14 protein-coding genes are annotated in these 15,639 nt (G+C 67.8%); 9 read left to right on the top strand and 5 right to left on the bottom strand.

Annotated features, from left to right (window positions below):
- Positions 1 to 28 precede the first annotated feature (28 nt).
- Complete coding sequence (locus BMX17_RS03315; RefSeq protein ID WP_092657623.1) at positions 29 to 2,920, bottom strand: DUF1508 domain-containing protein; 2,892 nt, start codon at positions 2,918 to 2,920, stop codon at positions 29 to 31.
- A gap of 79 nt (positions 2,921 to 2,999) precedes the next feature.
- Entirely contained in the window at positions 3,000 to 3,827 is an 828-nt protein-coding gene (locus BMX17_RS03320; RefSeq protein WP_092657625.1) for a pantoate kinase, read from the bottom strand.
- Positions 3,828 to 3,932: 105 nt separating this feature from the next.
- On the opposite strand from BMX17_RS03320, the gene BMX17_RS03325 reads away from it, so the two are divergent.
- Positions 3,933 to 5,246 (top strand): acyl-CoA thioester hydrolase/BAAT C-terminal domain-containing protein, encoded by a 1,314-nt coding sequence (locus tag BMX17_RS03325; protein WP_092657627.1) that lies wholly within the window; start codon positions 3,933 to 3,935, stop codon positions 5,244 to 5,246.
- On the opposite strand, the gene BMX17_RS03330 is transcribed toward BMX17_RS03325, so the two are convergent.
- A complete protein-coding gene (locus BMX17_RS03330; RefSeq protein WP_211611273.1) occupies positions 5,243 to 5,539 on the bottom strand; it encodes a hypothetical protein in 297 nt (98 codons plus the stop codon). The genes BMX17_RS03325 and BMX17_RS03330 overlap by 4 nt on opposite strands.
- Positions 5,540 to 5,663: 124 nt before the next feature.
- Between BMX17_RS03330 and BMX17_RS03335 the strand changes: the two genes are divergently transcribed.
- Positions 5,664 to 5,966, top strand: coding sequence for a UPF0175 family protein (locus BMX17_RS03335; RefSeq protein ID WP_092657629.1), 303 nt, complete (start codon positions 5,664 to 5,666; stop codon positions 5,964 to 5,966).
- Positions 5,963 to 6,517, top strand: coding sequence for a PIN domain-containing protein (locus BMX17_RS03340; RefSeq protein WP_092657631.1), 555 nt, complete (start codon positions 5,963 to 5,965; stop codon positions 6,515 to 6,517). The genes BMX17_RS03335 and BMX17_RS03340 overlap by 4 nt, the downstream gene beginning before the upstream one ends.
- Positions 6,518 to 6,737: 220 nt before the next feature.
- Here BMX17_RS03340 and aspS read toward each other — a convergent pair whose 3' ends face one another.
- A complete protein-coding gene (gene aspS / locus BMX17_RS03345; protein WP_092657633.1) occupies positions 6,738 to 8,042 on the bottom strand; it encodes an aspartate--tRNA(Asn) ligase in 1,305 nt (434 codons plus the stop codon).
- A 98-nt stretch (positions 8,043 to 8,140) separates the two neighbouring features.
- Between aspS and BMX17_RS03350 the strand changes: the two genes are divergently transcribed.
- The 6 genes from BMX17_RS03350 to BMX17_RS03375 all read left to right on the top strand — a co-directional run bounded on the left by BMX17_RS03350 (position 8,141) and on the right by BMX17_RS03375 (position 14,926).
- Entirely contained in the window at positions 8,141 to 8,632 is a 492-nt protein-coding gene (locus tag BMX17_RS03350) for an Lrp/AsnC family transcriptional regulator (RefSeq protein ID WP_092657635.1), read from the top strand.
- A 168-nt stretch (positions 8,633 to 8,800) separates the two neighbouring features.
- On the top strand, positions 8,801 to 9,250 hold the full coding sequence (locus BMX17_RS03355; protein ID WP_092657637.1) for an NAD-binding protein: 450 nt from the start codon (positions 8,801 to 8,803) through the stop codon (positions 9,248 to 9,250).
- A 39-nt stretch (positions 9,251 to 9,289) separates the two neighbouring features.
- Complete coding sequence (locus BMX17_RS03360) at positions 9,290 to 11,500, top strand: amino acid permease (protein WP_092657639.1); 2,211 nt, start codon at positions 9,290 to 9,292, stop codon at positions 11,498 to 11,500.
- 165 nt (positions 11,501 to 11,665) lie between these two features.
- Positions 11,666 to 12,796: an ABC transporter substrate-binding protein gene (locus tag BMX17_RS03365; RefSeq protein WP_092657641.1), complete on the top strand. Its 1,131-nt coding sequence runs from the start codon at positions 11,666 to 11,668 to the stop codon at positions 12,794 to 12,796.
- A 1-nt stretch (position 12,797) separates the two neighbouring features.
- On the top strand, positions 12,798 to 13,979 hold the full coding sequence (locus tag BMX17_RS03370) for a FecCD family ABC transporter permease (RefSeq protein ID WP_092657643.1): 1,182 nt from the start codon (positions 12,798 to 12,800) through the stop codon (positions 13,977 to 13,979).
- Entirely contained in the window at positions 13,976 to 14,926 is a 951-nt protein-coding gene (locus tag BMX17_RS03375; RefSeq protein WP_092657645.1) for an ABC transporter ATP-binding protein, read from the top strand. The genes BMX17_RS03370 and BMX17_RS03375 overlap by 4 nt, the downstream gene beginning before the upstream one ends.
- Here BMX17_RS03375 and BMX17_RS03380 read toward each other — a convergent pair whose 3' ends face one another.
- Positions 14,927 to 15,631 (bottom strand): phosphoglycerol geranylgeranyltransferase, encoded by a 705-nt coding sequence (locus BMX17_RS03380; protein ID WP_092657647.1) that lies wholly within the window; start codon positions 15,629 to 15,631, stop codon positions 14,927 to 14,929.
- Between the last annotated feature and the right edge of the window lie 8 nt (positions 15,632 to 15,639).

Raw genomic sequence — 15,639 nt, forward strand, 5'->3', positions numbered from 1 at the left:
TCAACCGTTCCTCGCCGCCCTCCCCAGGTCAGGCCTGTGTCTCGGTCGCGGCGTCGGGGCCGAACGCCCGGAGCCCGCCCAGTGCCTCTCGGGCCTCGCGGCGGGTAGGATAGGTCCGTTTGCTCTCGGCGACGGTGCTGCCGTCGGTGTCGACGAGTCGCCACCGCCAGCCGTCGTCCCCATCGCCCTCGTGGAGTTCGAAGGCCGGTGACTCGATCTCAAGCAGGCTCGCCGGTGTCAGCACGTCCCGGACGGACGCGAGCGCGCGCTCGGCCGCGCTCCGGGACTCGAAGGTCGGACCGCTGACGCCGACGGTGTTGCCAGCGGTGTCGACGAACCGCCAGATCCAGCCGTCCTGACGTTCGGTGACCTCGAACGCCGCCAGGTCGAAGTCGAGCAGGCCGGCACCGCCGGCGAGTTCGCGGGCCCGCGAGAGGTCCTCACGCGCGCTCTGGCGGCTCTCGTGGGTTCGAGCCCCGACGGCCAGCGTGTCTCGGTCGGGATCGACCAGCCGCCAGCGCCACTCGTCGGTCCCGCTGTCCTCGTCGGTGACCGTCTCGAGTCGGAACGCGGCGGGGTCGACCGCGAAGACGCTCGCGCCGCCGGCGTTGTCCCGGACCAGACGCGCGGTCGTGGCCACGGCGTCACGGGACGGGAACTGTTCGGTGCCGACCGCCAGGGGCTCACGCTCGCGGTCGACGATTCCCCACGCCCAGGTCTCGCCCTCCTCGCCGTCCGTGACCGAGAAGCGGATCGCGATGTCCTCGACGGTGTGGACGGCCGCATCGGCGGCGAAATCGGCGACCGACTCGGCGGCCTCGGTGGCGCTCTCCCGGTCGGTGAACCCGTCGAGACTCCGGGCGATCGTGCTGCCGTCGGGGTGGATCAACCGCCAGCACCACTGCCGACGCTCGCCCTCGCCGACGTAGACCTGGAAGAGGGCGGCGTCCATCTGCCGCGTCTCGGCCTCGGGGGCCAGAAGCGAGAGGGCGTCCATCGCCTCGCGGGCGGTTTCGTCGCTGTCGTAGCGACCGGGACTGGTCGCCAGCGTGTCGCCGCTGGCGTCGACCAGTCGCCAGTGCCACTCCGACTCGGCCTCGTACAGCTCCAGGGCAGCACTCCCGATCTCGACCAGATCGGCCTCGGGTGCGTGCTGTTTCATCGTGTTCATTGCCGCCGCGGCGTCCTCGCGGGAGGCGTGTTCCTGTCCGCTGTCGGAGACGACGCTCCCGTCGGCGTCGACCAGCCGCCAGTTCCAGCCGCCGTCGTCGGCCTCGTAGAGGTGGAACGCGGCGCTGTCGAACTCGATGCGGTCGGCGGTCCCGATCTCCTCGCGCAGTTGCTCGACGGCCGCCGCCGCCTCCTCCGGGTCCGCGAAGGTCGCGCTGGCTGGACTGCGCGCGACGGTCTCGCGGTCCTCGGTGACCAGCCGCCAGGCCCACCGGTCGCCCTCGGGGTAGATCTCGTACTCGGCGTCGTCGAGTTCGACGACCGGCGCGTCCGTGACGACCTCCTTGACGCGGCCGACGACCGACCGGCCGCTCTCCTCGGAGGGCACTGCGCCCTCGCTTCGGGCGACCACCTCGTCCTCGCCGTCGACCAGCCGCCAGCGCCAGCCGCCCGCCTCGTCCTCGACGATCTCGTAGGCTGGCGACCTGGATTCGAGGAACGGCATATCGATGGCCCCCTCCATGATCCGACGGACGGCCCCCTCGACCGCCTCCCGGCTCTCGAACTCGTCGCTGGACTCGGCGATGGTCTCGTCGGCGGCATCGACCAGCTCCCAGCGCCAGGTGTCGTCGTCCTCGATCAACTCGATGCCGACCCCTTCGACGTCCATCACCGGCGACTCGCGCGCGGCCTCCCGGATCGACCGGACCGAGGCCTCGGCGTCGTCGCGGTCCTCGTAACTGGTCGGGCTCTCGCCGAGGACGCCCCGGTTCTCGTCGACCAGCCGCCAGCGCCAGTCCGAGCCGTCGCCGTAGACCTCGAAGGCACCGTCGTCCACGTCGAGCAGCGAGGCTCCCGGCCCGTGTTCTTTCAACAGGTTCACCGCACTCTCGGCCTTCTCTCGGTCGGCGTAGTGCCCGTCGCTGTCGGCCAGCACGACGCCGTCCTCGTCGACCAGCGTCCAGCGGGCAGTCGACTCGCCGTCTTCCCCCTCCTCACGGTACAGGCGGAAGGCGGCGTGGTTGATCTCCAACAGGCTCGCGCCCGCCACCTTCGCCTTTATCTCCTCCAGGGCGGCCTCGGCGTCGGTCTGGCTCTCGTAGGCCCGGATTCCGTCCGCGACGGCCGTCTGCTCGACGAACCACCAGTGCCAGCCCGACTCGCCGGGGAAGACCGCGAACACGCCGTCGCGGTCGGCCTCGCCGACCAGCACATCGGAGACACGGGCCTCCGTGTCGTCCTCGACGACCCACCCCATCGCGGCCGCGTCCTCGTCGGCCAGGAAGTAACTCCGTCGCCCGGCCACCACGGGCACCAGCGCGGCGACAAGCGCAAGGAGTGCCAGTCCGCCGCCGTAGCCCGCCAGGAACAGTTGACCCGAGGTCCGCCCGACCCCCCACTGCCCCGGATAGATCTGCAGGAAGTATCCCACCGCCGCGACGGAGACGAGCGCGCCGAGTACCGCGACCGGGACCGCCCGCCTTCGGAGGGGCAACTGGAGGACGGTCCCCAGCAGGAACACGGGGAATCCGGCGGCGGCGAGTATCAGCGTGAGTTCCGTGACCGCCACAGGCCGGAGCGAGAGCAGTCCCGTGCGACCGGCGGCGAACACCCCCCCAGCCGCAAGTATCGCCACCAGCCCGATCACCAGCACCCAGTAGCCGTACACCTCCGGTTTCGTCCGCGCTTCCCCCATGTACTCGTCGTAGAACCCGTAGAAAGCGCTGTCCGGCTGCGATCCCGTTGCCATGGTTACAGTTCGACGTTGGACCACTCGGTACCTTAAACGTGGGGTTGGTTCACACGTCCCTCGGCGACTGACAAGACGGCTAGTCGAGCAACCGCGCGCCCGTCGAGTCGATCCGGCAGGTCGAAGGCTCGTAGCCGGCCGCCGAGAGCCCGCCGTCGATTGAGAACACCGTTTTGCCGAGCATCGCCATCGACGCGTCGCCGCCGGCCTCGTTCACGTCCAGGATTACGTCCCTGATCTCGGGCGTGAGCAGTTCGGCCTCGCGGGCGAACTGCCGGGACGCGCGCATGAACGAGGACAGTGTGGGCTCCTCGACGACCCGGGAGAGGCTCCGCTTGCCGGCCTGATCCAGCAGATCGGTGTCGCCGGAGATGACCTCCTCCGTCGAGAGTTCGCCCAGCGTGTGATACTCGATGGGCCCGCGTGCCGGGATGGCGTCCAGCAGGTTGTCCTGTGGCCCGCCCGGCTCCAGCCGGATCGGGACCCCGCCGCGAGCCTGAGCCACCACGTCGCCCAGCCCCGTCCCGGCCTGTACTTCCGCGCCGTGGGCGATGGTGACGAGTTCGTTCTCGGAGAGTCGGCGGTCGAACGCCTCGTTGACCGCCAGGGCGGTGCCCAGCGCCATCGCGCCGGAGACGCCGAAGCCCGACCCGATGGGCAGGGGCGTCTGGCCGTCGACGCGAGCGGTCGCCTGCAGGGTGTCCAGCACCGTCTCGACGGCGTCCATCTCGACGGGCACGTCGTTACAGCGCACGCTCGTCTCCTCGGCCGGCCGGACGGTGACGGTCACCCCGTCGGTCAGGGCCAGCCCCGCGCCCTGCGAGCCCGCTTTCGTCGGATCGTCGTCCCGGTGAATGGTGAAAAAGCCGGTCACGTGGCCCGGGACGAACGCTTCGGCTTCAGTCATGCCTCCCGGTCGGGGCCCCGGGTGAATAAAAGGTGGTCGTCGCGGGCGGCCCGTGGGGCCCCACAGCCGACACCGACTTTACTCCGGCCCCGCAGGTCGGGGGCAATGGACGACAGTCCACTGATCGTCGTCGACCCTGCTCGTCCGCTGGTCGACGAGCGGTTCGCGGTCCGGCTCGCTGGTTTCCCGCCACGGCGACGAGTGACCGTCCGCGCTCGGATGCCGCTCGACGGCGGGCTCTGGGCGGCCAGTGTGACGATCCGGACCGATGACGACGGGACCGCCGACCTCGACAGCCAGCGCCCGCTCGCCGGCACGTACGACACCGCCGACACGATGGGGCTCGTCTGGTCGGCCGAACGGATCGGCGACCGACCCGCGGCCCACGAACGTACGCGAACCGACGGCAACGTCTCGCTCACCGCGACTGTCGGCGGGCGACGCGTCGCCAGCGCCACCGTCGAACACCGCTTCCAGCGCGAGGGCGTCACCGTCGAGTCGGTCGACCACCCGAAACTCGTCGCGCGACTGTACGAGCCACCCGCTGCGGCCGTGGACGACGACGGACATCACCCCGGCGTCGTCCTCCTCGGAGGCTCCAGCGGCGGCTTCCCGTCCCGTCGAGTCGCCTCGTTGCTGGCCTCGCGTGGCTACGCCGTACTGGCGCTGGCGTACTTCGGCCGCGACGGTCTTCCGGACCGACTCGTCGAGGTTCCGCTGGAGTACGTCGAGTCGGCGGTCGAGTGGCTCGCCGCCCGTAACCACGTTCGACCCGACCCCCTGGGAGTCGTCGGCTGGTCGCGGGGCGGCGAACTCGCCTTGCTCGCGGCCACCCGCTGTGACCGACTCCGGACCGCCGTCGGCTACGCGCCAAGCGCTGTTACCTTCCAGGGCAACAAGCTGCTGTCGGACCCCGGGTCGGCCTGGACGGTCGACGGCGAGGGGGTGCCGTACGTGCCGCTGGCCCGGCCCACTGGATTTCGATGCCGGGCCGTCGCCGGGTGGCTCCAGGGACAGCCACTCTCGGTTCGGCCGCTGTTCGAGCGCGGACTGGCACAGGCGAGCGAAAAGCGAGTCCGCGCGGCGACGATCCCCGTCGAGGAGATCGGTGGTCCCGTCTTGCTGGTGACCGGCGACGACGACCGGGTCTGGCCGGCCGACACGCTCGCCACGCGGGCGATGGCACGGCTGGACGCGGCGTCGTACCCACACACCTACGACCACCTCAGGGTTCCCGGGGCTGGCCACGACATCAAGGTCCCATATCACCCGACGACCGAGCGTGCGACACGACCGTTTCCGCTACCCGGTCGGCCCCTCGCACTCGACATGGGCGGCACCCCTGCAGGGTACGCCCGCGCCGACGCGCAGGCGTGGGAGCGGACGCTGGAGGTGTTAGACGAGGGGCTGTACCCCTAGTCTTCGGTCGCGTCGGCGGCGTCGGACGTTGCGGCCGTGTCGTCCGCGTCGACATCGTCGGCCCCCTCCTCGGAGAGCCGGTCGAGCAGTGCCGCTCGCTGACTCCGGGACAGGTCTTCGGCGAGACACCCGACGAACGACGCCACGAGGTCCTCGCGGACTCGGAGGTCGACGTGTTCCATCCGGCCGTCGACGACGACGGCGTCGAGTTCCCACTCGCCTGCCTCTGGATCGGTCATCCGGATGTCTACCCACTCGTCCGTGGTCGGGTCGGTCGACGCTAACGTTGACATAACGACTCTAGTACGACGGAATTCGACATAACTGTATCCGCAGGCGGATGATAGCACCCGTCAGCCCCGAAAGCGAGTGCCCGGGGGCGATAGTTCTTTGTATACGTGGTAATACGACGTACACATGGCGACGATCAGCGCGCGGCTGTCGGAGGAGGAGCTGGCGGAACTGGAGCGGGTCGCGGAGCTTCTGGACGACGACCGCAGTACGACGATCAGGAAGGCCCTCGAAGAGGGGCTGGCGGAGTTACGTATCCGCGAGGCGGTCGGGCGCTACCAGCAGGGTGACGTGGCGGTCACCGAGGCGTCCCGGATCGCCGGCCTCTCGGTCGCGGAGTGGCTCGAAGTCGCCCGCGAGCGCAACCTCACCACACAGCTGCGCGCGGCAGACCTCCGGCGGGACGCCGACAACGCGAGGGAGCTGTGAGCGACATTTTCGTCGACGCCACGGTCCTGGTGGCCCTCGGAGCGGTCGGCGAACTCGACCTGCTCGGTGCCTTCGACGGCACCGTCGCCATCCCCGACGCCGTCCGGGCGGAGGTGACGACCGAACCGGCTCGGACGAACGTCGACCGATTCGTCGAGGACCACGATATCGTGACCGGGCCGGTCGAGACCGAGTGGACCGACGACGCGATGCGCGTGCTGGACGAACCGGAGCCGACCAGCGACGTGCGCGTGATCGAGGGCATCCTCGACGCGACGGACGGAGCGGAGACGGCCGCCGAGGATACGGTGGACGGGAACGGGGACGCTGGCGTGACCGTCGGACTGGTCTCGGAGGACCGGCGGCTCCGGACGGTCGCAGAGGGGTTCGGCGCGACGGTCACCGGCACCTTCGGCGTCGTCGTCCGCGCGGCGGTCTCGGACAAGTACTTCTCCCAGTCACAGGCCAAACGCGTCGTCCGCCGGATCGACAGCCACGGCCTGCACCTGACCGGCGAGTTGCGCGAGCAGGCCGTCGGAGAAGCGGAGTAAGCCGCGTCGCTTACGGCGACAGGCCTGGCGATCTGACGAGAGTCGCGTCGTTCACGGCTTCGCCGTTCGCGTCTCCGAGGTACTCCCGTCGGTCCCACCTCGCACCCTCGTCTCGTTGGCCCGCAACGTCTTCGTCAGGGACTCAGACGCTGGCGATCTCGCGGGAACCCGGTCGCAGCAGAGCTGTTCTCTGCTCCCGCTCGCCAGGGACGGCTTCGCCCTACGGGCTCAGCCGTTGCCGGTCTCGCGGGAAGAGCACGGCCTCTCGGATGTTGCCCAGCCCGAGCATCGTCATGATGAGGCGCTCGCCACCGAGCCCCCAGCCGGCGTGGGGCGGCATCCCGTACTTGAACATCTTGGTGTAGTACTCGAAAGCCTCGGGATCGAGTCCCTGCTGTTCGAAGCCCTCGACCAGCTTGTCGTAGCGGTGTTCACGCTGGCCGCCCGAGACCAGTTCCATCGACGGGTGCATCATGTCGAAGCCCGTCGAGACCTCCGCGTCGTCGTCGTGATCCTTGATGTAGAACGGCTTGATCTCGCTGGGCCAGTCGGTGATGAAGTAGTGTTCGCCGACCTCGTCGCCGAGGACGTGTTCGGCCTCCGTCGAGAGGTCGTCACCCCACACGAGGACTTCGTCCAGTTCGCCCGTCGCGTTGATCTTTTCGAGGGCCTCCTCGTAGGTGAGCCGCGGGAAGTCACCGTCGGGAACCTCGAACCCGTCCTGCAGATCGAGGGCTTCGAGTTCCTCCTGACAGTTCTCGGCGACGCCCTCGTAGGCGGCTTTCACGATGGTCTCGCAGGCGTCCATCGCCTCGGTGTGGTCGTAGAAGGCCGACTCGAAGTCGATGGAGGTCGCCTCGTTGAGGTGCCGCGGCGTGTTGTGTTCTTCGGCGCGGAAGATCGGGCCGATCTCGAAGACGCGTTCCAGACCGGAGCCGACCATCAGCTGCTTGAACAGCTGTGGACTCTGGTTCATGAACGCCTCCTGGCCGAAGTACGTGATCGGGAACAGTTCCGTCCCGCCCTCGGTCCCGGTGGCGACGATCTTGGGTGTGTTGATCTCCGTGGATCCGAGGTCGCGGAACGCGTCCCGGACCGCCTCCAGGGCCGCCGCGCGGATCTCGAAGATGGCCTTGACCTCGGGCTTGCGCAGGTCGAGCGTCCGGTTGTCGAGTCGTGTCGGGAGTTCGGCGTCGACCTTGCCGGAGGGGTCCAGCGGCAATTCTGGGTCGGCCTCGGCGACGACTTCCAGCGACTCGGGGACGATCTCGACGCCGGTCGGGGCGCGCTCTTCTTCCTCCACGTCACCGGTCACGGCGACGACGCTCTCGCGGTGGACATCGAGGCCTTTCTCGACGAGTTCGTCGTCCATCTCGTCTTTCTCGAATTTGACCTGGATCTTGCCAGTGGTGTCGCGAACGATCAGGAAGGCGATGCCGCCGAGGTCGCGGATCTCGTGGACCCAGCCGGCGACGGTGACCGTGTCGCCCGGCTCGGCGTCCGCGGTGTAGGTGCGGTCGTCCATGCTGTCGGATATCGGCGGCCGGGACTTAAGCCCCCTCGTTTCCCGTGGCTATCTCTCGACGACGGTACACTTTTTGTCGGGTGCCCAGTCCACTCGCTATGAGCGACAGAGACGATATCGTCGAACTCGACGCGCTGGATCGGCACATCATCTACCGGCTCCAGCACGACGCGCGCAACACGTCCGCGAGCGCGATCGCGGAGGAGATGGACGTGGCGGCGAGTACCGTCCGCAACCGGATCAACCGACTCGAGGACCGCGACGTTATCAAGGGCTACTACCTCGACATCGACTACGAGCGGACCGGGTTCCAGCTCCACACGCTCATCATCTGTAACGCCGATATTCCAGAGCGTGAGGAACTGGCCAGCCAGGCTCTGGAAATCGAGGGCGTCGTCGCCGTCCAGGAAGTGATGACCGGAAACGAGAACGTCCACGTGGAGGTCGTCGGGAGCGACGGCGACGACCTCAGCCGCATCGGTCGTGAACTCGACGCGCTCGGCCTGGACGTCCTCGACGAGGACCTCATCCGAAACGAGTACGTCCACCCGTACGAGGGGTTCGCCCCGGATCGAGATAGCCCGCAATAGGATAGCGAATCGTCTTTTCACACACGCTTATTTTCCGTTTTGCGCAAAATAATCGGTCAGTTTATGGCGTTCCAGCAACGACTAGCGACCAGACGGCTGACGGACCACGATATTCGGGCGGGCAGGGCCCCCGAATAGAGCTGCGTCTGTCGATCGAACACGCCAACGATGACGACACAGAACCGACCGACGTCCGGCAATATACTCGCTGACGACGGACCGATCCTGATCGTCGGCAGTGACGATGCGAGAGGGGTCGCTGCACAACTTGCCGAATCCGCAACGGTTCGATTCGCCAGCACCGATGCGGGACTCGTTCGGCAGGCGACCGCCGCCGGACTGGACGCCAGTCGCGTCGACGTGACCGACGCGGCGAGTCTCCGTCGGGTGACGGCGAGGATCGACACGGCAGTCGTCGCCTTCGACCCGGACCGCACGGCGCTGTTGACGGCGCAGTTGCTCCGCGTGAGCTGTGGCGTGGAGACCGTGATCGCGTGTATCGCCGAACGGGCGTACCGCGACGCGTTCGAGAACGCGGACGTTCACTTCCTCGACGCGTCGTCGTTGCTGGCCGGTGCCGTCCGCGATCAGCTCTCGTCCCGGGAGTCGGAGGTCTGAGGTCGACGCGATCCGTCGCTGTCATTTCCAATCCAGACAATGCCAAAAGAACTCGAACGTGATCTCGGACTGCCTGCGGTAATCGCGATCAGCGTCGGTGCGATGGTCGGGAGCGGCATCTTCATTCTACCCGGGCTCGCGTTGAAGACCGCCGGCCCGGCGGTTATCCTGGCGTATCTGGTCGCCGGAATCCTCGTCTTGCCCGCGGCCCTGAGCAAGGCGGAGATGGCGACGGCGATGCCCGAAGCCGGCGGGACGTACATCTACATCGAGCGCGGGATGGGACCGTTGCTCGGGACGATCGCCGGCGTGGGGACGTGGTTCTCGCTCGCGTTCAAGGGCGCGTTCGCGCTCATCGGCGGTGTCCCCTACCTGCTGTACCTGTTCGATCTCCCCGTCAAGCCCGTCGCGCTCGCGCTGGCGGCGGTCCTGATCGTCGTCAACCTCGTCGGCGCGAAACAGACCGGGCGGCTCCAGATCGGCATCGTCGTCGTCATGCTCCTGGCGATGGTGTGGTTCGTCGTCGGTGGGCTGCCGAGTACGACCGGGAGCTACTACGGTGGGTTCTTCGAGAAGGGAGCCGGTGGGTTGCTCGCGGCGACGGGGCTGGTGTTCGTCTCCTACGCCGGGGTGACCAAGGTCGCGAGCATCGCCGAGGAGATCGAAGACCCCGACCGGAACATCCCCCTCGGAATTTTGGTCTCGCTCGGGTTCACGACGCTGTTGTACGTCCTCATCGTCGTCGTCATGGTCGGCGTGACGCCGCCGGACCTGCTGCGCGACTCGGCGGTGCCGATGATCAACGCGGCCGAAGCGACGCTCGCCTTCCCGGGCGTGGTCGCCGTCATCGTCGCCGCCGTCCTCGCACTCATCAGCACCGCCAACGCGGGGATCCTCTCCTCGTCGCGGTACCCCTTCGCGATGGCCCGGGACAAACTCGCGCCCCCGTCGTTGACCGAGATCCACGAGTCCTGGGGGACCCCCTCGAAGGCGATTACGCTCACGGGTGCCGTCATGCTGGTCCTGATCGCGTTCGTCCCCGTCGAGGAGATCGCGAAGCTGGCGAGTGCCTTCCAGATCGTCGTCTTCGCGCTGGTCAACGGGGCGGTCGTGGCCTTCCGCGAGGGTGACGTGGGCGAGTACGACCCGAGTTTCGAGTCGCCGCTGTACCCCTGGACGCAGATCGCCGGGATCGTCGGTGGACTCGCGCTCATCGGGTTCATGGGGACGATCCCGCTGGTCGGCGCGGTCGTCATCACCGTCGGGTCGATCCTCTGGTACTTCGTCTACGCCCGCGGGAAGGTAGAGCGGGAGGGCGCGGCGACGGACGTGCTCCGGCGGGCGATCGGGCAGGAGGCCATCGAGCGCACCAAGTCGACGTTCGAGGAGATCGAGGGGTACGAGGTGGTGGTCGCGATCACGGAGGACACGAGCGCCAGGCGGGAACGCTCGCTGGTCCGGATCGCCGCCGACATCGCCCGGAAAAACGACGGGAGCGTCACCGTCGTGCAGTTCGACGAGGTACCCGATCAGGCCCCACTCGGCCACGCCTCGGAGACCCTGTCGGCGTCCGACGAGGACTTCGAGCGACGCACGGCCGAACTCACCGAGGCGTTCGACGTGCCGATCCAGTACGGGGAGATCGTCAGCCACGACGTCGAGCGCGCGGTCGTCAACTTCGCCGAGGACGAGGCCGCCGACTTCCTCCTGCTCGAACGCGAGGACGAGCCGCTGTACGCCTCGGTGTTCGGTACGGGCGTCGAGTGGATCACGCGAAACGCCCCCTGTGACGTGTTGCTGATCGAAGAGCGCGATCTCGCGGACATCCACTCGATCACCGTCGTGACGGATCGAGGCCCGTTCGACCCCCAGAAGATCGCCATCGCCAACGCCCTGGCGAGCGAGACCGGATCGCGCATCGACCTGCGCTATCCCGTGGACGGGAGCGCGACCGAGACCCAGCGCGAGACGCTCGACGAGTACCTCGCGGAACTGGAGGAACTCTGTTCGGTCCCGGTGTATCGCTCGGTCGTGGAGAGCGACGACCACACGCGGGACTTCGTGTCCGCGACCGACCCCACCGACGTGTTGATCATTGGCACCGACGGTGGTCGCCTCCGGAGCAACCTGTTCGGCCGCCCGGCCGACTGGATCGTCGACAGCGTCGACTGTACCGCCGTCCAGATCGAGCCCGCCGGGTCCGACGGCCCCGGCGTCATCCGCCGGTTGGTCGAGCGACTCGTCTTCTGAAATCGAACAGCCGGGTGTCGCTCCCGTCGACCACCTGGCCGCATCGCCGGTCTCCGTCCCGGAACCTGCCGGTAGCGGTCGCGCTGTGTGAGCGGGCGGTTATCTCGACCGTATTTTAGGCGAACCGAAACCACTAAGCCCGTGTTTAGGTATGCCTAAATCAAGATGGAGACGACACACACCGCGCCGACGCGACGACAGTACATCGCAGGCGGAAGCGCACTGGCGGCCGGCGGCCTGCTCGCGGGCTGTTCGAACATGGTGGGTCAAGGGGACGGCGCGGAAGACGAGACACAATCGGACGGTTCGTACACGGTGTCGATGGAGCCGGTGGGCGAGGTCGGCTTCGATTCGGTTCCCGAGACGTGGGTCGCCAACAACGGTAGCTGGGCGGATATGGGGATCGCACTCGGTCTCGAACCGCCGAAGGGGGTCTGGCTCACGGGCCGCTACCACACGAACTACTACGACGCGGTCGACGGCGTCTCGGTCGACAAATCCGACACGGTCAGCCTCTACCAGGACGGAGTCGGCAAGGAACAGTTCTACTCGCTCGACGCGGACATCCACGTCATCGATCCGAACTTCCTCATGAACCGGTTCGACGGGTGGAGCAAGTCGGACGTGGACGAGATCAGGGATCGGGTGGCACCCTTTTTCGGCAACAGCATCTTCTCGACGGGCTACGGCTGGCACGAGGACTATCCGTACCTCGATCTCTACGAAGCGTTCGGGAAGCTCGCCGAGGTGTTCCAGCGGACCGACCGGTACGAGGCCTTCCAGTCGCTCCATCGGGAGTTCCAGTCGACGGTCGAGGAGGTGGTCCCCTCGGCGGGCGAGCGCCCCCGTGTCGCGATCATGTGGGCCGGCGGACCCCAGCCCGAGAGCTTCTCGCCGTACCTGATCGGCGAGGGAACGAGCTTCAAGCAGTGGCGTGACCTCCGGGTCCGGGACGCACTGGCGGAGACCAGCGTGCGGGACTTCCACGCCAATCGCGGTTCGGTCGACTACGAGACGCTCCTGGAGATCGACCCCGACGTGCTCCTCCTGCGTGGCCACGAAGACAAGACCGCGACGGAGTTCCGGAACACCGTCGTCTCGTTCATGCAGAACCACGACGTGGCGAGCCGACTGACTGCCGTCCAGAACGGCGACGTTTACCGTGGCGGCGGCCTCTACCAGGGGCCGATCACGAACCTCGTGCTCACCGAACGGGCCACACAACAGGTCTACGGGGTCGAGCGGGAACTGTTCGACCGGAGTCGCGTCGCCGAGATCGTCGACGGAGAGATCTGAGATGACCGAGGACGGACCGACCGGCGAGGACGGACGCCGGGGCTTCGGTGATCGAGTCAGGGCCTGGCGCGGCGACACCGCGGAGACCGGACGGGGGACTCCGGACCGGATCGGCCGAGTGCCCACACTGCTCGATCCCTCCCTCGTCGCGCTCGCGGTCGCGAGCACGATCGTCGTGATGGTGGGCGGACTGATCCAGGTCAGCCACGGTTCGTACTCGATGACCATCGAACAGGCGTGGGCGGCCGTGTTCAACCCGAACGTGATCTTCAACCCGCAAGCGTGGGACGCGTTCCTGCTCGGCGAGGCGGTCCCCGAGATGAGCACCGAGAGCCTCATCGTCTGGAACATCCGCCTCCCGCGGGTGCTGGTCGCGGTGCTTGCCGGGATGTGTCTCGCGGTCTCGGGAGCCATCTTCCAGGCGGTGACCCGAAACGAACTCGCCAGCCCGTTCGTTCTCGGAGTCTCCTCCGGAGCGGGCTTTACCGTCCTGTTGACGCTGGTCGTGTTCAGCAGTCTCACGCCGTTCCTCCCGCTGCTGGCGGCCGTCGGTGGGACTCTCGCGTTCCTGATCGTGTACTTCATCGCCTGGAAAGACGGAACCAGCCCGATCCGGTTGGTGCTCGCCGGCGTGATCGTGAACATGGTCTTCCAGTCGCTCCAGCGGGCGATGTTTTTCTTCGCCGACGACCTCGGCACCGTCCAGTCGGCGATGGCGTGGATCACCGGCTCGCTGACCGGCGTCGGGTGGGAGGAGTTCCGTATCGCGGCGATCCCGACGCTCTTTGCGGTCCTGTTCGCACTCGCCGGTGCCCGTCAGTTGAACGTCCTCCTGCTGGGTGAGCAAACGGCCGGTTCGCTGGGGATGCGCGTCGAGCGCGTCCGATTTCTGCTGTCGGCCGTGGCCATCCTGGCCGCGAGCGCCGCCATCGCCGTCGCCGGCATCATCAGCTTCTTCGGACTCGTGGTCCCCCACATCGTGCGTCTCACGGTCGGCAGCGACTACCGGAAGCTGATCGTCGGGTGCGTCTTCGCCGGGCCGGCCCTGATGGTCGCCGCCGACGTGGGCGCACGGCTCGCGTTACGGCCCGCACAGATCCCCGTCGGCGTCGTCACTGGCGTCGTCGGCGGACCGTACTTCCTCTACCTGATGCGCAGACAGGAGACACTGGGTGAAATATGACGGGCGAGAACGGATGCACGACGGACGGCGGCACCGGATCACTGCTGAGCGAAAAAGACGACGCCGATGGAGCCGACGGCACGCCGACCGAGGACGAACTCAACGAGGCCCCCGCCGCGGCCGCCAGCGAGTTCGCCGGCGACGACCTCGTCATCGGCTATCCCAGCACCGACGAACCGGTGGTCGACGGCGAGTCGATCAGTGTCCCGCCGGGCGAGGTGACCGCCCTGGTCGGTCCGAACGGGAGCGGCAAGAGTACCCTGCTGAAAGGGCTTGCCGACCAGCTATCGCTGGACCGGGGCACCGTCCGGGTCGACGGCGCGGACGTGCACGACCTCGGCGCGAAGCGACTCGCCCGGAAACTCGGCCTGCTCTCCCAGGACAGCACCGCGCCCAACAGCATCAGCGTCGAGAAACTGGTCGCACATGGCCGGTACCCCCACCGCGGCGCGTTCGAGTCCCTGACCGACGCGGATCGGGACGCCATCGACCGCGCGATCGCGATGGCCGACGTCGACCACCTCCGGGATCGCGACATCGGCAGCCTCAGCGGTGGCCAACAGCAGTTGGCCTGGATCGCGATGGCGCTGGCCCAAGAGACCGACGTGCTCTTGCTCGACGAACCGACCACCTTCCTCGACCTGCGCCACCAGCTCCAGGTGCTGGAGATCGTCGAACGCCTCCGCGACGAGAGCGAAACGACCGTGGTGCTCGTCCTGCACGACATCGAACAGGCGGCCCAGTACGCCGATCACGTCGTCGCCCTCGAAGACGGCGAAATCTACGCCCGCGGCCCGCCCGAGTCGGTCGTCACCGAGGCCCTGCTGGCCGACGTGTTCGGCATCGACGCCGCGGTCACGCGGACCGACCACGGTCCGCAGGTGACGCCGTTGCGGCCGCTCGCCGACGGGGACGAAACAGGTGGGCCGGACGGACAGCGAGACTGATCAGTTCGCGTCTCGCGCGCCTTCGACGGTCTCGCGGACGGCGTCGACACCCTCGTCGTGGACGAGGTCGCCGACGATCACCACGTCCGATTCCTGGGCCATCTGGTGGGCCGAGTCGTAGTCGTGGATGCCGCCGCCGTAGAACAGCGTGGCCTCGTCCAGTGCCTCGTTGGCCGCTCGGACCTTCGATGGATCGCCCAGCGTGCCGGAATACTCGACGTAGACGATCTCCTGGCCGAACATCTGTTCGGCGACCTCGGCGTAGGCGGCCACGTCGTCGGCGTCCTGTTCGCAGTCGGCCCCGGTGTAGGTGGCCACGGAGGCCTCGGGGTTGAGGACGATGTACGCCTCCGTCCAGGTGCGCGACCAGTCGATGTCGTCGTCCAGTCGGACCCACTCCTTGTGCGCGCCGGTCGTCCACGTCACGTCGCCGGCGTTCATCACGATGGGGACGAGGTAGCCGTCGTGAGCGTCGCTGTGGACGACCGAGGACGGGTTGGACGGCTCGATGTACATCGGGATGTCGTACTTCCCGCAGGCCTCGACGACCCGCTGCATCTTCTCTTCGGTCATCCCGGTGGTCCCGCCCACCTCGATGGCGTCGGTCCCGGTCGCCGCCACGTCCTCGAACGTCTCACCGTCGACCAGCGACTTGTCCGGGTCGATCTTCAAAACGTGATCCCACTCCGTCCATGGCCCGCTCATACCGGGGC

This window comes from Halorientalis persicus, from assembly GCF_900110215.1.
GTDB classification, from domain to species: Archaea; Halobacteriota; Halobacteria; order Halobacteriales; family Haloarculaceae; genus Halorientalis; species Halorientalis persica.